This window comes from Rheinheimera aquimaris, assembly GCF_020531985.1.
Taxonomy (GTDB): Bacteria; Pseudomonadota; Gammaproteobacteria; order Enterobacterales; family Alteromonadaceae; genus Alishewanella; species Alishewanella aquimaris.
In genome coordinates this window covers 1052881-1072845 of record NZ_JAJAVQ010000001.1, presented here as the reverse complement: position 1 = coordinate 1072845, position 19965 = coordinate 1052881, and the positions used below count along the sequence as shown (strand labels likewise).

Genomic DNA, 19965 nt, shown 5'->3' with positions numbered 1-19965 from the left:
GTCTTCTTAAATTCCCAATTAGACGCAAGCCTATCGTTTGCTGACAAAATTCAGTTAGTATCATCTGACACCTATAACAAAAATGGATATTCAGATGACTTGCATAAAATCAACAAATCGTTTTCATCTTGCAGCCAGTCTGCTGCTGACAATTTGCAGTGCTAATGTCTTTGCTAAGCCACTACAGTACGAAGATGTATTTGAGCTTGAGTTCGTGTCAGATCCTCAGCCCGACAGTCAGGGAGAGCAGATTGTTTTCGTTCGTAATTGGATGGATAAACAAGCTGACCGGCGACGTATGACGTTATGGTTAAGCTCTGCTGATGGTAAAAAGCTGGAGCCTTTAACTGATAAAGATCTCAGTGCCAGCAACCCGCAATGGTCTCCGGATAATAAACAAATTGCTTTTATTGCAAATGGCCAGATACACGTTAAATGGCTTGATAGCGGCCGAACTTCGCAGCTCGGACAGCTGACACAGAGCCCTGCTAATCTGACATGGTCGCCTGATGGTAATTGGCTGGCTTTCACTATGTTTACGCCTAAACAGGTTAAACCGCCTGTTACACTGCCAGGTAAATCGGAGAAAGCTGATTGGGCGAAAGCTGCTGTATATATTGATAGCAAGCAATATCGGGTTGATGGTGCCGGTTATCTTAAGTCCGGCTACCGGCATATTTATATCATGCCTGCAGCTGGTGGTATGGCGATACAACTGACCGAAGGTGATTTTAATCACGGCGGCAGCATCAGTTGGGCTAGAGACAGTCAGTCTATTTACTTCTCTGCTAATCGTCACCCGGACTGGCAGTCTAATCCTTTGAACAGCGAGATTTTCCAGTTAACGCTGGCTGATCGTAAGCTAACTCAGCTTACTGACCGTAACGGCCCGGACAGCCAACCTCAGCTTTCACCTAATGGTAAATTAATTGCTTTCACTGGTTTTGAAGATCGTAAACTATCGCATCAAGCCAGCCGTTTGTATGTGATGAATGCTGACGGCAGTAATATCCGTAACCTGACGGAAGATCTGGATAGGGCTATTGACGATTTTCAATGGCTGCCTAATAACAAAGCGCTTTATATTGCTTATGACAGTGAAGGAAAAGGGATACTAGCCGAGCAAAATATTTCTGGTAAAAGGTCTGTTATCACCAGCGATATAGGTGGCGGTTCTTACGGCCGGCCTTATAGCGGTGGCGAGTTTGCAGCAGCTGATAATGGACTGATAGCCTATACCCAGATGAATACACAAAAACCTGCTGAGTTGGCGGTAATTAAAAACGGTAAAACGTACACATTAACTGATTTTAATGCCGACCTGGTATTTGCCCGTGATATCGGTAAGGTTGAAGAGTTTTGGTACAGCTCGTCTGTTGACCAGCGTAAACTGCAAGGCTGGCTTATCTATCCGCCACAGTTCGACCCAAGCAAGAAGTATCCACTTATCCTTGAGATCCATGGTGGACCTCATACGGCATACGGGCCTCATTTTGCGATGGAGCTGCAGCTGATGGCAGCACAGGGCTATGTTGTGCTTTACACTAACCCACGTGGCAGCACCAGCTACGGGGAAGACTTTGCGAATCTTATTCATCATAACTACCCTAGCCAGGACTTTAATGACCTGATGGATGGCGTTGACGCCGTTATTGCCAGAGGCTACATCAACGAAAAAGAACTGTTTGTTACCGGCGGCAGTGGTGGTGGCGCACTAACAGCCTGGATTGTTGGTCATACAGACCGTTTCGCTGCGGCTGTTTCGGTTAAGCCGGTTATTAACTGGTTTAGCTTTGTGTTGAATGCAGATATGTACAGCTATTTTACGCAGTATTGGTTTCCGGCGATGCCATGGGAAAACCCGGAGCATTACTTAAAGTATTCGCCGATTAGCTATGTTGGTAATGTTGAAACACCCACTATGCTGATGACTGGTGAAGCCGACCACCGGACACCGATATCGGAGACAGAGCAGTTTTATCAGGCATTGCAGTTACGTGGTGTTGATACTGCGATGGTGAGGATCCCGGAAGCGTCACATTCTATTTATAGTCGCCCGAGCAATTTGATGGCCAAAACAGCATATATTCTGTATTGGTTTGAAAAGTATCGCACGCCGGCAATGGAAAAAGACAAGAAGTAGTAGAGAAAAGCCCGGTAGGAAGACTACCGGGCTTATGCTAATGTAACTGCTATGTATCACTGGATGCTCGTTTTCTATGCAGTTGAATATGTTAGCGCAGCTTTTTGCTTTACCTTTGAGTCGGCTTTTGTATAATGGCGCGACCAGCTACAGGGGCATAGTTCCAATTGGTAGAACAGCGGTCTCCAAAACCGATGGTTGGGGGTTCGAATCCCTCTGCCCCTGCCACTTCTTCTTATGAAAACATTCTCTTACTCACAGCAAAATCTTCTTGATGTGTTGCGTATTACGCCACTGCAGCTTAACGCTGCTTTTGTGTCTGAACAGTACCGTGAAGTTCAGGTTGAAACTCAATCTTCGCCCGACACGCAGATATTAACAGCGCCAGATTTGAGCCAAGCGTTGGCGCAGGATATTCAGCTGGCTTTACCTGACAGCGTTAATTGGCAAATACATTCGCTGAGCGACAATGTAGAGCTGAATGACAAACAGCTGTTGACGCCGGCGTTGGAAAAGTTGCAGCAGGCACAGAGCAAAAAAGCTTTATGGCGGTTATTGAGTGCTTTGCATGAAGATTGAGTTATTAAGTGCGGATGATATTGCGCGTATAGTGCAGATTGAGCAGCAAGCGAATCCTTATCCATGGCAGGAAAGTGCGTTCAGCAGCAGTTTTGCCGATAGTTATTTCAGCTATAAGTTGCTCGATGATAATGGTCAGATCCAAGGCTTTTACTTCGCCCAGCTTATTCTCGAGCAGCTGGAACTGTTTAATATTTGTATCGCCACAGACATGCAAGGCAAAGGTTACGGTAAAGCTTTGTTGCAGCACTTTTTACAGGAAGGGCGCAGCCGTGGTGCTACCGAGGCTTTTTTAGAAGTGCGCAGTAGCAACCACAGTGCGATAGCGCTGTACGAAAAATGCGGTTTTAGCAAAACCGGTATCCGCAAGAACTATTACGTGTATGCGGATAATAAAGCCGATGCCGTTTTAATGTCGATTGTAATGTAACACATCGACTCTGTGCCCCTGTCGTTCAAACTGTTATAATCGCGCGCATTATTATTTACTCCCGGGTTTTATCCCTAAACCGCAGCCGGATGCCTGCGGTAACTGATTATTGGATATTATGAGCACAGATAATTTTCTCGCCGAAGTAAACAGTCGTCGTACCTTTGCGATCATCAGCCACCCTGACGCCGGTAAAACTACCATTACTGAAAAGGTTTTGTTATTCGGACAACTGATCCAAAAGGCCGGTACCGTTAAAGGTAAAAAGTCCGGCCAGTACGCCACCTCAGACTGGATGGAGATGGAAAAAGAGCGGGGCATCTCGGTGACAACCTCGGTAATGCAGTTCCCTTATGCCGATTGTCTGGTCAACTTGCTTGACACCCCTGGCCACGAAGACTTCTCGGAAGATACCTACCGCACACTAACGGCTGTGGACTCGTGTCTGATGGTTATTGACGGCGCTAAAGGTGTAGAAGAACGTACCATTAAACTGATGGAAGTTACCCGGCTGCGTGATACGCCAATTATCACCTTTATGAACAAAATGGACCGCGATATCCGCGATCCTATTGATTTGCTGGATGAAGTTGAAAGTGTACTAAAAATTGCCTGTGCGCCTATTACCTGGCCGATAGCCTCGGGTAAAGAGTTTAAAGGCGTTTACCACATCCTGCGAGACGAAGTCATTTTCTATAAATCCGGTATGGGCCACACCATTCAGGATGTCGATATCATCAAGGGTATTGATAACCCTGAGCTGGATAAACGTATTGGTTATTACGCGCAGCAGCTGCGCGATGAAATGGAACTGGTGCGTGGTGCCAGTCATGAATTTGACCAGGAGCTGTTTTTAAAAGGTGAGTTAACACCGGTATTTTTCGGTACGGCGTTGGGTAACTTTGGTGTAGATCATATGCTGGATGGCTTAACGGCCTGGGCACCGGCGCCACAATCACGCGCTACCGACAGCCGCACTGTGGCACCAACTGAAACCGGCTTTACCGGCTTTGTGTTTAAAATTCAGGCCAATATGGATCCGAAACACCGCGACCGCGTGGCGTTTTTACGTATTGTGTCGGGTAAGTACGAAAAAGGCATGAAAGTGCGCCATGTGCGCATTGGTAAAGATGTACTTATTCCGCAGGCGCTGACGTTTGTCGCTGGCGATCGTGAGCACCTGGAAGAAGCTTATCCGGGCGATATTATCGGTTTGCATAACCACGGCACCATCAAGATCGGTGATACCTTTACCAGCGGCGAGAATATGCAGTTCACTGGTATTCCAAACTTTGCGCCGGAACTGTTCCGCCGTATCCGCCTGCGCGACCCGCTAAAGCAAAAGCAACTGCTTAAAGGCCTGGTGCAGTTATCCGAAGAAGGCGCTGTACAGGTGTTCAGGCCGCTTGATAACAACGATCTTATCGTTGGCGCGGTTGGTGTACTGCAGTTTGATGTGGTCGTGCATCGGCTAAAGTCGGAATACAACGTAGATGCGCTGTACGAAGCGGTAAACGTGTCGACGGCACGCTGGGTATACAGCGATGATGGCAAAGCGCTGGACGAGTTTAAAAACAAAGCCAGCCAGAATCTGGCACTGGACGGCGGCGATGCGCTGACCTATATCGCACCAACCATGGTAAACCTGAATCTGGCCATGGAACGTTACCCGAAAATCAAATTCCATAAGACACGTGAACATTAACAGGTAAGCCAGATGAATATTAAGCAATTATTAACTGAGAAAACGCAAACTGCGTTCGTCGCCTTGGGCTTACCTGCCGATACGAATGCTGCCGTTACGGTAAGTACCCGCCCAGAGTTTGGTGATTACCAGATAAACGGTGCTATGGCTGCAGCTAAGCTGATGAAGACAAATCCGCGTCAGCTAGCCGAGCAACTGGTGCAACAACTGGCGCTTGAAGGCATTGCCGAAAAAACAGAAATCGCCGGCCCGGGTTTTATCAATGTCACGCTGGATAAAGCGTGGTTGGCCGCGCAGCTGCAGCAGGCAGCTGCAGATAGCCGTTTGGGCGTAAGCACGAATACGGCGCCACAAACGGTGGTAGTAGATTACTCGGCGCCTAACCTGGCAAAAGAGATGCACGTTGGCCATTTACGTTCGACCATTATTGGCGATGCCGTAGTGCGTACGATGGAGTTCTGGGGCGATAAAGTTATCCGTCAGAACCATATGGGCGACTGGGGCACCCAGTTTGGAATGCTGATCGCGCACTTAGAAGATAAGCTGGCGGCGGGTATTGATCTGGAATCTGTCGCACTTGCCGACCTGGAAGATTTCTACCGTGAAGCGAAAAAGCGCTTTGACGACGAAGCTGGCTTTGCCGATAAGTCACGTGACTATGTGGTTAAGCTGCAAAGCGGCGATGCGCATTGCCAGAAACTGTGGCAGCTGTTTATTGATACCTCGGTAAAACATAGTGAAGAAGTCTATGAAAAGCTAAATGTCACACTTAGCCATGCTGATATCAAGCCGGAAAGTGCTTATAACAGTATGCTGCAGGGCATTGTCGATGATTTAAAACAGCGTCAGCTGGCGGTAGAGGATCAGGGCGCGCTGGTGGTATTTCTGCAAGAGTTGGCTGATAAAGAAGGCAATCCTTCCCCGTTTATCGTGCAAAAAACCGGTGGTGGTTTCCTGTATTCGACCACCGATTTAGCCGCTTGCCAATATCGTAGCCATGACTTAAATGCCGACCGCATTGTGATCTTTACCGATGCACGCCAGGCGCTGCACTTTAAACAGGTTGAGCTGGTTGCACGTAAAGCAGGCTATCTGCGCGATGCAACGACCTATGATCACTGCCCGTTTGGCACCATGATGGGTGAAGATGGTAAACCATTTAAAACCCGAACCGGTGGCACTGTAAAACTGGCAGAGTTACTGGAAGAAGCGGTAGTACGAGCAAAAGCTGTGGTGCAGGATAAAGCCAGCGACTTGTCAGAAGATGAAATCGCAGAAGTAGCACGTAAAGTCGGTATTGGTGCGGTGAAGTTTGCCGATTTATCGAAAAACCGTACCAGCGACTACATTTTTAGCTGGGACGCGATGTTAAGCTTTGAAGGTGCGACTGCGCCTTACCTGCAATATGCCTACACCCGGGTGCGCAGTATTTTGCGCCGCGCTGAGATTGCCGATGGTTTCAGCGCAGAGCTGGTGATTGCGCAAGAGCAGGAAAAGCAATTAGCCGTTAAATTGTTGCGCTTTGAAGAGGCGATACAGCAGGTAATGAAAGATGCACAGCCTAACCTGTTGTGTAATTACCTGTATGAGCTGGCCAGTTTATATATGGCATTTTACGAAGCTTGCCCAATACTTAAAGACGGTGTTGAACCAGCGCAGCGAGACAGCCGTTTAATGCTAAGTATTTTTACCTCTAAGCTGTTAAAGCAAGGCCTGGATTTACTGGGTATTGAGGTTATGGAGCGTATGTAAGCTATGAAAATCGACGATATTCGCCGCAGCTACACCAAAGACAAGTTAGAGTTCGAAAAATTAACTGCCGATCCGATAGCGCAGTTTGAGCTGTGGCTCAAAGATGCTATCGCGGCAGAGTTACCGGATCCTACAGCGATGTGTGTGGCGAGTGTCGACGAGCATGGTCAGCCGTCACAGCGTCTGGTGCTACTTAAAGATGTGAATCAGGACGGCTTTACCTTTTACACTAATCTTGGCAGCCGTAAGGCGACTGAACTGTCGGCAAATCCGAAAGTATGCCTGCATTTTCCCTGGCACCCGCTGGAGCGGCAGGTAATTGTCTACGGCACGGCCGAGCGGGCCAGCTCAAGCCAGGTAGCCAAGTACTTTTTGTCACGCCCAAAAGAAAGCCAGTTGGCAGCCTGGGCTTCAGAGCAAAGCCGGCCGGTATCAACCCGGCAGGCTTTGATGCAAAAGTTCGCCGAGATAAAACATAAGTTTGAACATGGTGAAATACCACTGCCTTCATTCTGGGGTGGTTTTTTGGTGCGACCACATAAAATCGAGTTCTGGCAAGGCGGCGAGCACCGTTTACACGACCGGTTTATGTACAACAGGCAAAGCGATAACAGCTGGAGTATCGAACGGTTATGCCCCTAACCGGGCAGCACACAGATAGCAGCCGCCTGCGGTTGTTTGATAGCCATTGCCATCTGGATTTACCTGAACTTGCCCCTGAACAAACGATACACTGGCGTGATGCACATCAGGCAGGCGTCGAAAAGCTGCTCATTCCTGCAGTAGAGCAAGCTGCATGGCTTAACCTGCTGCACTTACACCAACAACATTCATACTGGCATATCGCCTTGGGCATACATCCGTGGTGGGCAACAAAAGCTGCGCCTGATGCGCTGAATGAGCTTGATGCATTGCTGGCAAAGCATAGCCCGCAGATAACAGCAGTAGGTGAGATTGGTCTGGATTTCGCGTTAGACGCCGACAGCTTTGATGCTCAGGCAATGCTGTTTAGCCAGCAGCTTAAACTTGCCAGCAAATACCACAAGCCCGTTATTATGCATCATCGGAAAAGTCAGCCACAGCTTTTGGCAGAGCTTAAACAGCAGCAGTTTGCTGAGGGCGGTATTTTGCATGCCTTTTCCGGCAGCCAGCAGCAGGCAAAGGCCTTTATTGACCTTGGCTTTAAGTTGGGTATTGGTGGCACTATAACTTATGAACGCGCAGAGAAAACACACCGAACCGTGCAGAAGCTGCCATTAGAAAGTTTTGTACTGGAGACGGATGCGCCGTCGATGCCGCTTGCCGGTTACCAGGGGCAAGTAAATACTCCGGCCAAACTGGCATTGGTATTTGAGCGCTTTTGTCAGTTAAGGCCTGAACCACCGCAACAAGTCGCTCAGCAGCTATGGCGCAACACGCATGAAGTGTTAAGGCTTGATGCGACGCAGGCGAAATGAATGACGTGAAAATCTTGAGAAGCCGCGGCGTAACATAAAGCCAACTATACCCGCAAGGATCAGCATCCCCAGCAACTGCTGCATCATATGCTGCCATGAGGTGCTTATCTGATTAAGTGAAATGTCCTGACGCAGGCTCAGCTTAATATAACCCAGTAGCTGCTGCTCTTTCGTAATGGGTTGCACCATGGCCACTAATTGCTCGGCCTGTGTTGGGCCGTATAACAAGCGCGCCGGAGCACTGTTTTCTGTCCAGCTCATCCGCACACCATTGGCGTCATATACTACAACATCATATAGATAAGGGCTGTCTGCGATATGCTGCGTTAACTGTTCCAAGCCAGCCAACTGGTCATGTTCAATTAAATAGGCTGCGGTATGCGATAAGGCGGTCAGCGTTTCGCGCATTAGCTGGCTGCTTTGTTGTTGTAGCAAGTACTGGCCTTTCTGCTGAGTTAACACCCACAAGTGCAGTAACAGCCAGATCCCTGCCACGGCGACAGCAATTTGTAGCAGTTTAATAGTGCTTGATGTAGTGCTGGGTATTGCGATATCGTTTTGCATAAATTCCGTAAGCGCTGACAGATCCTATTCGTTGGAATAACGAAACAGCGTAATCAGTTTGTGTAGCATGCCATGACGGCGTTGCCAAGTATAGGTACTCCTGTGTCGTTTTTCTATCAGCTTTCCAACCAGCCGCTCCTTAGCGATTCGCCTTTAGCCTGGTTAAATACAACTGACTGTTATGCCGTGCATCTGCATCAGGACACTTTATATTTGCAAAGTAACCATGCGTTGGCTTTGCCAGGCTCTGATGGGTTTGACATTGTTATCCAACCCCCGGTCGCTGTTTTACGCTTATTTGGCGAAGAACTAAATTGGCTTGCAGTAAAAGCGGTATTAGCAGTGCTTGGTTTCACCAGGTCAATGTATTGTCGCGTTTACCGGCCGCATCCAATGCTTGCCGGGGCTGTCGAGCTGTCTCTAGCTCAGGCATTAACGGCCAGTGCGTTGCAGGCGCTAAGTGATGTGGCGCAGCAAGCCGGCATTGAGTTGGTGTATTTACCCGCCAGACCCAGGTTGACTGAGCCAGGTATGCTGGTAATGGATATGGACTCAACGGCAATCCAGATCGAATGTATCGATGAGATTGCTACATTAGCTGGTGTAGGCGAGCAGGTTGCGGCGGTCACTGCCCGGGCCATGAATGGCGAGCTGGATTTTGCCCAAAGTCTGGTTGCCCGTGTTGCGGCTTTGCGAGGTGCGCCGGAATCAGTGTTACACCAGGTGCTTGCAGAAGTTCCGTTAATGCCGGGTTTAACTGACCTGGTTGCGTATTTACAGCAGCAGCATTGGAAAGTTGCCATCGCTTCAGGTGGTTTTACATTCTTCACCGATGCGTTAAAGCAGCGGCTTGGCTTAACCGCAACGTTTGCCAATGTGCTGGAAATTCAAGACGGTAAACTGACCGGCAAAGTGCTGGGCGATATTGTGGATGCGACGACAAAAGCAGAGGTGGTTAGGCTATTGGCAGAGCAGCATGCTATCCCGTCAACGCAAACCGTCGCTATTGGTGATGGCGCTAACGATATTCCTATGTTAAATGCTGCCGCGTTGGGAGTTGCATTTCATGCAAAGCCTAAAGTTCAGGCACAAGCTAAGGCTGCTATCAGAAAGGGCTCTCTACTACAGTTGCTGTATTTGCTGGATCTGTGATGAAGCATCAGCAAAGCTCACTGTATTTGGATTTGAAGCAGTATCAATTACATTTGCGCCGTTTAATGCCAATACAGCACGGCATAGCCCCTGTGCTGATGCTGCATGGCGCGATAGAGAACGGCCGGATTTTTTACAGCCATTCCGGCAAAGGTCTCGGCTGCTATCTGGCTGACAACGGTTTTGTGGTGTACTGCGCTGATTTTGCCGGCCGCGGAGCTTCCAAACCCAGTGCGTCTGAAGGTTTTTCGCAAAGTCAGCAGCAGATGATCTGCCATGATATCCCAGCCTTAATCGAGCATATTTATCAGCAGCATCAGCAGAAAGTTATACTTATTGCGCATTCCTGGGGCGGTGTGGTTGCAGCGGCATCTTTGGCCAGAGCTCCGCAGCTTGCGGCAAAACTTGCTGCAAAAGTGTGTTTTGGCACCAAAAGAGTGATAAGTGTACAAAGCCTGGAGCGTAAGCTGAAAATTAACCTGCTATGGAACAAGATTGCGCCCTGGCTGAGCCAGCGTTACGGCTACTTTCCTGCCCGCAAGTGGCGGTTGGGGGCTGATGATGAACCTTCGCCTTTCGTGCAGGATACGGTGCCATGGATACAAGGTGGGGTCTTTGAAGATCCGGACGATAAGTTTGATTATGCTCACGGCTGTAAAATGGTGCAGTGGCCTCCAGTGTGGCATTTTGCAGCTCAAAATGACCACCTGCTTGGGCATCCACGAGATATTCAGGCTTTTATTGCTGAGACCGCGCCAGAAGCCCGCTTTACCTTGTTAGGCAAAAAAACTGGCTATCTGCACGATTATGACCATATTTCTATGCTGACGCATCCAACGGCGGTCAATGGACACTTTTCTGAACTAAGAGACTGGTTGTTTAAGCTGTGCCAGTAAAGCCTGTTGCCGGGCATAATGTTGCTGACTAAGCTCGGCCTGGGCACCAAATCGCCATGGAATTTCTGCCGAAATATCTATTGCATCAATAACGCCTGCAACACTCCATAACTCTTCTTCCAGCTGTTTCGCTTTGTGTATAGCATAGGCGCTGATATAGCTAAGTTCCGGCGCAATAAAGTCAGTGTCTGGCCGGCCGGTACGGGACAGTAGCAGTTTGTAGCAAAACAATACGTTCGTCTGTAATGCACTTAACACATATTGCTGCTTTGCCTGTTCAGACATGAACTCATAGTCGTAGTGGCAATGCAACTCTGGTTGTTCTGTCTCAGCATTGCGGCTGATCACAACATACAATTCAAAAGCTTTTGGGCTGTCAAAGCGTTTCATTTGTTTTAGCTGTTGCGCAAAATGCAAACTGATGGCGTTGTTTTGCAGAATAAGCGACAAATCAAGTTGCTGCTCATCTTTGCTTTGTATTGCCAGCAGCTGATGCAAGCTGTTACCGGCGCTACCTTTAGCCAAGGTATTAATTTCGTATCGGATGCCTTTGCGGTGTACATAGAGCGCAAAATGGCTTTGTGCGTTCATATATAAATTACGTAGTGCGGTAGATAGCCCCGGATACTTCGGGCTCTCCTCTGCCTGAGTCAATTTTGCGCGGTTGTTCTGGATCAGCTGCTGGAAGAATAATCTGCCAACATGAGGCTGGTCGCCCTCTACCGCCCGCAGATTCATTATTGTGCGGCTTTTGCTAACCGCCATGACTTCATAAGGCAACGCAGACAGCTGATACTTACTGCTTATCTTCTGCATTTCCGGCAGGTTTAGCAGTAATATATCGCCCTTGCTAAAACGCACCGGCAAAGTTGTTTCCAGCTGTAAGCCTTTAGAAGAGAAATCGCGGCTGTGCCCGCTAAGTTCTGTTGAGTCAGCTGAGGTTTTCACTGTGACTGCGGTCTTATACAAATAGCGTGACTCAGAGCGCAAATTTACATACTGCACAGCAACGGCTTCACAAGGTGGGGTGTTAGTAAGCTTTTTGTGGCCAAATTGGGCTAATAATTTTAGTTGTTGCTGGTCTACCGGATAACTCTGATACCAAAACGTGCTCTCATTGCCGGTAATATCGGTAAAGCTGACAATATACCGCACGTCCTGGATAAACTGCTTTACCAGACTGGATAAGGGTGGCGGTGGTTTTATATTGCCCTGAACCGGCACAGTAAGCGGTGTCTCCGCTTGCGCAGCTGATGAACGTTGTAAATTCAGCTGAAATACCCGCCAGCTGGGCTTGCTGGCGCCGAACCCGAGAAATAACGCTTTTAACTGCTCAGATGCATCCAGTTCTTCATGAGTTGCTGAATAGAAAAATAATTTACCTTTTACCGCGTGAGTAAAGCTATACAGGATGGTAGATTTTTCTACCGAGTTTTGCTGTAGCAGGTGTTTTAAACGCCGGGCATGGCAGATACTGATAAACACTGCCTGATGCTGTTCGTCCAGAAAATACTGCCATATCGCTTTGTTGTAGTCTGTGGTTAATGCACAAATTGGAATGGGCTGGCCGTTTCTAACCGCAATAAATACTGGCAGAGCGTTGATACGAGGCACATAAAACTGCTCGTAACCCTTGCTCAGCAAGCTTTGACTGACATTGTCCAGGTTTACTTTGTATCGGCGTTTATTGCCATTAATAAATTTTTGCAGAAATTCGGCAAACTGTTGCTCGTTTTCATTCTGCTGCCGCTGCAGACGTAAATATTGATTAGCTCCTTGCTGGCTGACTTCAACAATTTTGTAAGCCACACCTTGTTCCAGACCAAGCATAAACTCCTGCTCTAAACCGGTGAAATGCAGTTTTACCAGTTTACCAGCGTCCGTTTTCGCTGCTTGTTGTAGTTTCAGTTTACAGCCGGAAACCGACAAATCAGAAGTGCTGGCCTGAAACCGTTTTCCATCCAGCTCAACTTCTACATCTATGCTGAAATGCATGCGCTCATCACGCCTGGATGTATACTGGCCAAAGTGAATTACTCTGGCATACTGCGGTGGCAATTCAGGCTCTGCTTCTGCTTGCTGATTTGTGAAGGTGCCGTCATTTTGCAGCGCATTGCGAACCCTGTCTTCGGTTTGCTTACGGTGCATGACGCGGAAGTTGTTCTCGGTATTGAGCACTTCTTCGTATAAACCCAGTGTATAGCTGCCGTATTGTTTCAGCCCGGCTTCAAACACTTTAATGGCATTGTCATCCATATAATGGGTTTTACCCATATAGTCATATGGCTTAACATCGCCGTCGACATGGCCTCGCAGGTCGATAAAGTAGCTGCATGGCTGCGCCATGCGTTTAAGTTCCATTTTCAGCAAAAACTGTTTGGATTTAGGCAGGTCGGAAGTCAACAGGCTAAACACCTGGTCAAAATCGGCAGAGTTCAGTGAACTCTTCATCCGGTCTATTACACCGACATATTCTTGTAAATCTGCAGCTGTCATATTTCAGTCAGGTTAAATGCCAAAATACCGGCATCTTCAGGTTATAATCTGTAGTACGCTACGTTGTTACAATTTGAAAAGCAATATCCATGCCTTTCATTTAGCTTGAGAAAATAAACCATGGCAAAAACTAAAACTGCTTACGTCTGTAGCGATTGTGGCGCCGATTTTGTGCGCTGGCAGGGCCAGTGCACCGAGTGTGGTGCATGGAATACGGTTAGTGAAGTGCGGTTGGGTGCTGCCGCCAGTAAAAATGCCCGCTTTGAAGGCTATGCCGGTGCAGCGGTGGCAAAAGTGATGCGGCTGGATGAAGTCGATTTGCAGGACGTACCGCGTTTTAGCAGTGGCTTTGCCGAGTTTGACCGTGTACTTGGCGGCGGCATAGTACCGGGCTCTGCGATTCTGATCGGCGGTCATCCTGGTGCCGGTAAAAGTACTTTGTTGCTACAAATTATGTGTGGTCTGGCACAGCAGGGTAACGCTTTGTATGTCACCGGTGAAGAGTCGCTGCAGCAGGTCGCTATGCGGGCGCAGCGTTTAGGCTTGCCAACAAATGCACTTAAAATGCTGGCTGAAACCAACGTCGAAACAATTTGTGCGCTGGCGCAGCAGGAAAAACCACGCATTATGGTTATCGACTCTATTCAGGTCATGCATCTGGCTGATATTCAATCGGCGCCAGGTAGTGTGTCGCAGGTTCGGGAAAGTGCCGCCTATCTGACCCGGTTTGCTAAGCAGCATCATATTGCCATCATTATGGTTGGTCATGTTACCAAAGATGGTTCTTTAGCCGGGCCAAAGGTACTGGAGCATTGTATCGATTGTTCAGTGATGCTCGATGGTGACAGCGACAACCGTTACCGGACATTGCGCGGTAATAAAAACCGTTTTGGCCCGGTGAATGAGTTAGGCGTTTTTGCCATGACCGGGCAGGGCATGAAAGAAGTAAAAAACCCGTCGGCTATTTTTCTTACCCGAGGCAAAGAGGATCAGTCGGGCAGCATTGTTATGGTGCTGTGGGAGGGCACCCGGCCACTTTTAGTTGAAATTCAGGGCCTGGTGGATTATTCACCACTGAACAACCCACGTCGCGTAACCTTAGGCATGGAGCAAAACCGGATTTCGATGCTATTGGCGGTTATGCACCGCCATGCGGGTATACAGATGGCTGATCAGGATGTATTTGTGAACGTGGTTGGCGGTGTGAAGGTAAATGAAACCAGCGCTGATCTGGCGACCTTGCTGGCACTGGTATCGAGTTTTCGTGATAAGCCGCTGCCAAATGATCTGGTGGTATTTGGCGAAGTAGGGCTGGCAGGCGAAATACGCCCGGTTCCCAGCGGTCAGGAACGCTTGCGTGAGGCAGCCAAGCATGGTTTTAAACGCGCTATCGTGCCGGTGGCGAACAAACCGAAAGAGGCAGTGCCGGGCATGGATGTGATTGCCGTCAGTAAGTTAGCAGAAGCGTTAGAAGCAATTTAAGCATGAATGAAAAAGCCCCTGCACTGCAGGGGCTTTTAATCAGAACTTATCGTTTTGCGGGAAATTGAGCATCAGTACCTGATAGGTATCTTCTTTCAGTTTCGTCAGGCCGAGCTTGTCATAACTCTCAACCATGATTTCCAGTGCTTTTTCAATGTGCGGTGAGTCACGGTAAAATTCTACAATATATTTACCGCGGTTTGCCGCAGCGAGATAAGCTCCCCGGCGCATATAGTAATCTGCAACGGACAGTTCATATCTTGCCAGCGTATTTTTGATTGTCAGCATGCGCTTTTTAGCTTCAGGTGCGTACTTGCTCTGCGGAAAACTGCTGACCAGAGTTTTAAAATCATCAAATGCCTGACGGGTGCTGGCCAGATCGCGGTCTGCACGGTCAATGCCTAATACCTCATGCAGTGCATTCTCGTCAGCTTTTAGGTTACTCAGGCCACGCATGTAATACACGTAATCCAGTTCAGGATGGTTCGGGTTCAATCGGATGAAACGATCGATTCCGGCAAGTGCTTTAGGCACATCGCCAGCCTGATAATGGGCATAAATTAAATCAAGTTGTACCTGACGCGCCAGAGGACCAAAAGGGTAGCGGCTTTCTACTGCGCCCAGTAATTCTATTGCTCTGTTATACAAACCGTTGTCCAGTACCTCTTTTGCTTGCTGGTACATGCTTTGCGCAGTTTGGGTAGTACTGGGGTCGTCCTTGGGTTTGCCGGCACAGGCGGTAAGCGTTAACGCCAGCAGAGAAATCAGTATAAAGTTCGAGTTCATTTAAAAATCCGTTACTACTTGAGCTAAATGGCTGTCTAGTCAGACGTAAAATCGCTAAAATACACGAAATTGCGATTCTACCCCAGACCTGCCGGGGTTGCACACAGGATAACTGCTTCCGTTATGACAAAACAGCTAAAACTTTCAGAAATTGTACCAGACCATCTTTTTGGTAAACGCTTAGATCAGGTTCTGGCCGAAATGTTCCCTGATTATTCGCGTTCGCGGATAAAAGAATGGATTTTAGCTGACGCGGTTAAAGTCGGCGGCGTGGTGCAAAACAAACCACGCGAGAAAATGCTGGGTGGCGAACAAATCGATATCCTTGCTGAGCTGCCGGAAGACGAGCGCTTTGAAGCCGAAGCGATTGATCTGAATATTGTTTATGAAGATGAACATATACTGGTGATCAACAAACCGGCGGGTTTAGTAGTGCATCCGGGGGCGGGTAACGCTGATGGCACTTTGTTAAATGCCTTACTGCATCATTGCCCGGGTATTGCAGAGGTGCCGCGTGCCGGTATTATCCACCGCTTGGATAAAGATACCACTGGCCTGATGGTGGTCGCTAAAACGATCCCGGCGCAAACCCATTTGGTTGAAGCAATGCAGGCACGTGAAATTACCCGTGAGTATGAAGCTGTCTGCCATGGTGCCATGACTGGTGGTGGTACTATCGATGAGCCTATTGGCCGTCATCCGACTAAACGCACCCATATGGCGGTAAGCCAGTCTGGCAAACCAGCCACCACGCATTTTCGGGTGATGGAAAAATACCGCGCACATACCCGTTTGCGTTTGCGGTTGGAAACCGGCCGTACGCACCAGATCCGCGTGCATATGACGTTTGTAAATCATCCGTTGGTTGGCGATCCGGTTTACGCGGGGCGCCCGCGCCCACCGCGTAAAGCCGATGAACATCTGCTGACAGTATTACGCAACTTTAAACGCCAGGCACTGCATGCCGCTATGCTACGGTTGGCACATCCGATCACCTGCGAGATCCTGGAGTGGCATGCGCCTATACCGGACGATATGGTGCAGTTAAATGCAGCTCTGCGGGCTGATACTGCCGAACACGGCCTGGACTACGTGTAGCTAGCCGATGTCAGAAAGCTTGCTGCTACCCGATTGGCCTGCACCTGCAAATGTCAGGGCAGTCGTCAGCACCCGTCATGGAGGTTGCTCTGAAGGCCGTTATGCAAGCTTAAATCTCGGTGATCATGTTGCTGATAATCCAATTGCGGTTACCGAAAATCGCAAGCGTTATCAGCAGCAGGCGCAGATGCCGTCCGCACCCTTCTGGTTACAGCAGGTGCATGGTACGAAAGTGTTGCAGCTCGATTCAAGTTCTCTGGCGGGGCAACAGGCTGACGCAAGTGTGACAAGCGTTGCCGGTGTGGTTTGTACTGTGATGACCGCAGACTGTTTGCCATTGTTGCTTTGTGATACTGCAGGCAGACGGGTGGCTGCTGTACATGCCGGCTGGCGCGGCTTGTGCGACGGCGTTATCGAACGGGCTGTCGAGCAGTTTGCAATAGCGGGGCAGGTTTTAGCTTATTTAGGCCCAGCAATCAGTCAGAGTGCATTTGAGGTGGGGCCTGAAGTGCGGGCGGCTTTTATATCAAAGGCAGCAGAGGCTGAACAGGCTTTCGTGAGTGGTGCAGCAGGCAAATGGCAGGCAGATTTATACCTGTTGGCGCGCCAGCGTTTACAGGCTGCAGGGGTGTGGCAGATATATGGAGGCAACTTCTGTACTTACGCTCAGTCTGAGCTGTTTTTCTCTTACCGGCGTGATGGCCAGACCGGCCGTATGGCAGCTTCTATCTGGTTAGACTGATCTAAGTCAATTTTTTGACGTTTCTTGCTTGAATTTCCGCCAGCAGCACCCAATCTTATGACACAACGAAGTTGTTCATTGAGGAGCTATCCATGCGTCTGGATAAATTTACCAGTAAGTTTCAGGAAGCGATTGCGGATGCGCAGTCGCTGGCGCTTGGCCGTGACCAGCAGTTTATAGAACCTGTGCATCTGATGTTTGCCCTGCTGAATCAGGAAGGCGGCACAGTGCGGGAGCTGTTAAACCGTCTGGCAATCAATTTTAACGAGCTGCGCTCTAAAGTCAGCCAGGCGATTGACCGTCTGCCAAGAGTTGAAGGTGAAGGTGCAAACCTGCAGCTGTCATCTGCTACAGCGCAGTTGCTGCAGCAGTGTGATAAGTTTGCGCAAAAGCGTAAAGACCAGTTTATTTCAAGCGAGCTGTTTGTATTAGCAGCAACCGAAGATAAATCCGATTTGGGCAAAATTCTGCGGCTGATTGGTGTTACTAAAGAAGGTGTTGAAGCGGCGATAGAGCAGATGCGGGCAGGGCAGAAAGTGGATGACCCGAACGCTGAAGATACCCGTCAGGCGCTGACAAAGTATACGGTCGATTTAACCGCCCGTGCTGAAGCGGGCAAGCTTGACCCTGTAATAGGCCGCGATGAAGAAATTCGTCGTTGTATTCAGGTGCTGCAACGCCGTACTAAAAACAACCCGGTGTTAATTGGTGAACCTGGTGTGGGTAAAACCGCTATTGTCGAGGGGCTGGCGCTTCGCATTATCAATAAAGAAGTACCCGAAGGGCTAAAAGATAAGCGGGTACTGTCATTGGATATGGGCTCTTTACTGGCCGGCGCTAAATACCGTGGTGAATTTGAAGAGCGCTTAAAAGCAGTACTGAACGAACTGGCCAAAGAAGAAGGCCAGGTCATTCTGTTTATTGATGAAATTCATACTATGGTTGGTGCCGGTAAAGCCGATGGTGCCATGGATGCTGGTAACATGCTAAAGCCTGCCCTGGCGCGCGGCGAGCTGCATTGCCTTGGCGCAACCACGTTAGATGAGTATCGCAAGTATATTGAAAAAGACGCAGCGCTTGAGCGCCGCTTTCAGAAGGTGCTGGTAGAAGAGCCGTCAGTCGAAGACACCATCGCAATATTGCGTGGCTTGAAAGAGCGCTATGAGCTGCACCATGCGGTAGAAATTACCGATCCGGCGATAGTGGCGGCGGCGACCTTATCGCACCGCTATGTGTCAGATCGGCAATTGCCGGATAAAGCGATAGATCTGATTGATGAAGCCGCATCCAGCATCCGTATGCAAATGGACTCTAAACCGGAAGAACTTGACCGTTTGGAGCGGCGGATTATTCAGCTGAAGCTGGAAGACAACGCGCTGGCGAAAGAGACTGATGATGCCACGAAAAAACGGCGTGACATGATACAGGAGCAGATCCGCGAGCTCGATAGCAAGTACAATGAGCTAGATGAAGTATGGGAGTCTGAAAAGGCTGCGCTGCAAGGCACGCAGAATATTAAAGCTGAGTTAGAGCAGGCCAGGCTGGATTTGGAAGTCGCACGCCGGGCCAGCGATTTGCAGCGAATGTCTGAGTTGCAGTATGGCCGTATTCCGGAGCTGGAGAAAAAGCTGGATTTGGCTTCTCAGGCAGAGATGCATGATAACACCCTGCTACGTAATAAAGTGACCGACCAGGAAATTGCCGATGTGCTGTCCAAAGCCACTGGCATTCCGGTAAGCAAAATGCTTGAAGGCGAACGGGACAAGTTGCTGCGGATGGAGCAGGCACTACACGAGAAGGTTATCGGGCAGGATGAAGCAGTAACCGCTGTGGCGCACGCTATCCGCCGCTCCCGTGCCGGTCTGGCCGATCCGAACAAGCCAATAGGTTCGTTCTTGTTTTTAGGGCCTACCGGGGTAGGTAAAACTGAGTTGACCAAATCGCTGGCAACTTTCCTGTTCGATAGCCCCGATGCCATGGTGCGTATTGATATGTCAGAGTTTATGGAAAAGCATGCCGTGTCGCGTCTGGTGGGGGCACCGCCGGGATATGTCGGTTACGAAGAAGGTGGCTACCTGACTGAAGCGGTAAGGCGTAAACCTTATTCCGTGGTGTTGCTCGATGAAGTAGAAAAAGCCCACCCTGATGTGTTCAATATTCTGCTGCAGGTATTGGATGACGGGCGCTTAACCGATGGTCAGGGCCGCACGGTGGATTTTAAAAATACCGTCATTATCATGACATCCAATCTGGGCTCGGATCTGATTCAGGAGCACTACCGCGAATACAGCTATGGTCAGATGAAAGACATGCTGATGGATGTGCTGGTGAAGCAGTTCAGACCGGAGTTTTTAAACCGGTTGGATGAAACCGTAGTATTCCACCCGCTGGATAATAAGCAAATACGCAGTATTGCTAAAATCCAGCTGGCGAGGCTGGAGCAGCGTCTTGCTGAGCGGCAATATCAGTTTAACATCAGTGACGCTGCCCTAGATAAGTTGGCCGAAGTGGGGTTCGACCCCTTGTATGGTGCAAGGCCGTTAAAAAGAGCTATCCAGCAACATCTGGAGAACCCTCTGGCACAGGCGTTGCTGCAGGGCAATATTGCACCGGGTAGCACCGTGTTGCTGGACCATGATGGTTCGCGCTTTGTTGTCAGCAGCCAGCCTTAACTAAGTGGTAA

The 19965-nt window shown here is 49.1% G+C and carries 16 protein-coding genes and 1 tRNA gene; 14 read left to right on the top strand and 3 right to left on the bottom strand.

Going from position 1 to position 19965, the window contains the following annotated elements; genetic code table 11:
• The first annotated feature begins 94 nt into the window (after positions 1-94).
• From LHL18_RS04920 to LHL18_RS04885, 8 genes are all read left to right on the top strand, one after another.
• The gene (locus LHL18_RS04920) at positions 95-2143 is read left to right on the top strand and encodes a S9 family peptidase (protein WP_226765995.1); all 2049 of its coding nucleotides are present in this window, start codon (positions 95-97) and stop codon (positions 2141-2143) included.
• 151 nt (positions 2144-2294) lie between these two features.
• Positions 2295-2371: transfer RNA gene (locus LHL18_RS04915), tRNA-Trp, on the top strand.
• Positions 2372-2380: 9 nt separating this feature from the next.
• Positions 2381-2722 (top strand): hypothetical protein, encoded by a 342-nt coding sequence (locus LHL18_RS04910; protein ID WP_226765994.1) that lies wholly within the window; start codon positions 2381-2383, stop codon positions 2720-2722.
• Complete coding sequence (gene rimI / locus LHL18_RS04905) at positions 2712-3152, top strand: ribosomal protein S18-alanine N-acetyltransferase (RefSeq protein ID WP_134059617.1); 441 nt, start codon at positions 2712-2714, stop codon at positions 3150-3152. The genes LHL18_RS04910 and rimI overlap by 11 nt, the downstream gene beginning before the upstream one ends.
• Before the next feature lie 118 nt (positions 3153-3270).
• Positions 3271-4857, top strand: coding sequence for a peptide chain release factor 3 (prfC, locus tag LHL18_RS04900; protein ID WP_226765993.1), 1587 nt, complete (start codon positions 3271-3273; stop codon positions 4855-4857).
• Between the two features lie 12 nt (positions 4858-4869).
• Positions 4870-6609: an arginine--tRNA ligase gene (gene argS / locus LHL18_RS04895; RefSeq protein ID WP_134059611.1), complete on the top strand. Its 1740-nt coding sequence runs from the start codon at positions 4870-4872 to the stop codon at positions 6607-6609.
• Between the two features lie 3 nt (positions 6610-6612).
• Entirely contained in the window at positions 6613-7251 is a 639-nt protein-coding gene (pdxH, locus tag LHL18_RS04890; RefSeq protein WP_226765992.1) for a pyridoxamine 5'-phosphate oxidase, read from the top strand.
• The gene (locus LHL18_RS04885; RefSeq protein ID WP_226765991.1) at positions 7242-8066 is read left to right on the top strand and encodes a TatD family hydrolase; all 825 of its coding nucleotides are present in this window, start codon (positions 7242-7244) and stop codon (positions 8064-8066) included. The genes pdxH and LHL18_RS04885 overlap by 10 nt, the downstream gene beginning before the upstream one ends.
• On the opposite strand, the gene LHL18_RS04880 is transcribed toward LHL18_RS04885, so the two are convergent.
• Positions 8037-8630 carry an AhpA/YtjB family protein gene (locus LHL18_RS04880; RefSeq protein ID WP_226765990.1) on the bottom strand — a complete coding sequence of 198 codons (594 nt, stop codon included), beginning with the start codon at positions 8628-8630 and terminating at the stop codon, positions 8037-8039. The two genes, LHL18_RS04885 and LHL18_RS04880, sit on opposite strands and share 30 nt — an antisense overlap.
• Before the next feature lie 213 nt (positions 8631-8843).
• On the opposite strand from LHL18_RS04880, the gene serB reads away from it, so the two are divergent.
• Both serB and LHL18_RS04870 read left to right on the top strand, forming a co-directional pair.
• Positions 8844-9782, top strand: a complete 939-nt coding sequence (serB, locus tag LHL18_RS04875; protein WP_226765989.1) for a phosphoserine phosphatase SerB — start codon at positions 8844-8846, stop codon at positions 9780-9782.
• A complete protein-coding gene (locus LHL18_RS04870) occupies positions 9782-10678 on the top strand; it encodes an alpha/beta fold hydrolase (RefSeq protein ID WP_226765988.1) in 897 nt (298 codons plus the stop codon). Before serB ends, LHL18_RS04870 begins: the two co-directional genes overlap by 1 nt.
• Here LHL18_RS04870 and LHL18_RS04865 read toward each other — a convergent pair.
• Positions 10646-13174 (bottom strand): PilZ domain-containing protein, encoded by a 2529-nt coding sequence (locus LHL18_RS04865; protein WP_226765987.1) that lies wholly within the window; start codon positions 13172-13174, stop codon positions 10646-10648. The genes LHL18_RS04870 and LHL18_RS04865 overlap by 33 nt on opposite strands.
• A 120-nt stretch (positions 13175-13294) precedes the next feature.
• Between LHL18_RS04865 and radA the strand changes: the two genes are divergently transcribed.
• Positions 13295-14656: a DNA repair protein RadA gene (radA, locus tag LHL18_RS04860; protein WP_134059589.1), complete on the top strand. Its 1362-nt coding sequence runs from the start codon at positions 13295-13297 to the stop codon at positions 14654-14656.
• Positions 14657-14695: 39 nt separating this feature from the next.
• On the opposite strand, the gene LHL18_RS04855 is transcribed toward radA, so the two are convergent.
• The gene (locus tag LHL18_RS04855) at positions 14696-15442 is read right to left on the bottom strand and encodes an outer membrane protein assembly factor BamD (RefSeq protein ID WP_226765986.1); all 747 of its coding nucleotides are present in this window, start codon (positions 15440-15442) and stop codon (positions 14696-14698) included.
• A 123-nt stretch (positions 15443-15565) separates the two neighbouring features.
• On the opposite strand from LHL18_RS04855, the gene rluD reads away from it, so the two are divergent.
• From rluD to clpB, 3 genes are all read left to right on the top strand, one after another.
• A complete protein-coding gene (rluD, locus tag LHL18_RS04850; protein WP_226765985.1) occupies positions 15566-16540 on the top strand; it encodes a 23S rRNA pseudouridine(1911/1915/1917) synthase RluD in 975 nt (324 codons plus the stop codon).
• A gap of 7 nt (positions 16541-16547) precedes the next feature.
• Positions 16548-17282, top strand: a complete 735-nt coding sequence (gene pgeF / locus LHL18_RS04845) for a peptidoglycan editing factor PgeF (protein ID WP_226765984.1) — start codon at positions 16548-16550, stop codon at positions 17280-17282.
• Between the two features lie 92 nt (positions 17283-17374).
• Entirely contained in the window at positions 17375-19954 is a 2580-nt protein-coding gene (clpB, locus tag LHL18_RS04840) for an ATP-dependent chaperone ClpB (RefSeq protein WP_134059576.1), read from the top strand.
• The last annotated feature ends 11 nt before the right edge of the window (positions 19955-19965 follow it).